A 620-nucleotide genomic window follows, 5' to 3' on the forward strand; every position below is an offset into this window, starting at 1 on the left:
ACCCGAAGCCGGTGGCCCAAACTCGTTAGGGAGCTGTCGAAGGTGGGATCGGCGATTGGGACGAAGTCGTAACAAGGTAGCCGTACCGGAAGGTGCGGCTGGATCACCTCCTTTCTAAGGAGCTTTTTTGCCCACAGTTGTGGGTGTGTTGGTTGAGTGCCCGACTGTGGTGCTGCCAACGTTTTTGTTTTGAAATACCAGGTGGACATGCATCACCCCGGCGTTAAGAGTCTGGGTGGGTGTGGTTGATGGTTTCACTAGCTGGCTGAACGTTTTAATTGATTGTTGGTGCACTGTTGGGTGTCTGGGGCGACACATGGTGCCTGCACTGTTTGTGTGTGGGTGTGGTTGATCCCTTTGTGGCTCATCATTTTGCTGGCCGCTGCGTTTGTGGTGGTTGGTGGGTGGTGGGTGTGGTGTGTGAGAACTGTATAGTGGACGCGAGCATCTTGTTTTTTGTTTGTGTGTGTTTTGTTTGTGTGTTGGGTTTTTCGTGTGTGTGTTTGTTGTTCAAGGGCGCATGGTGGATGCCTTGGCATGCTGAGCCGATGAAGGACGTGTGAGACTGCGTTAAGCCTCGGGGAGTTGTCAACAAAGCGTTGATCCGAGGGTGTCCGAAT

At 52.7% G+C, this 620-nt stretch carries 2 rRNA genes; both read left to right on the forward strand.

The window, feature by feature from the left end:
* Positions 1-114 (forward strand): 16S ribosomal RNA (locus ACUY2Y_RS11720); the annotation flags it as partial.
* Positions 115-500: 386 nt separating this feature from the next.
* Positions 501-620 (forward strand): 23S ribosomal RNA (locus tag ACUY2Y_RS11725); the annotation flags it as partial.

The sequence above is a fragment of the Corynebacterium sp. 20-84 genome, from assembly GCF_053479455.1.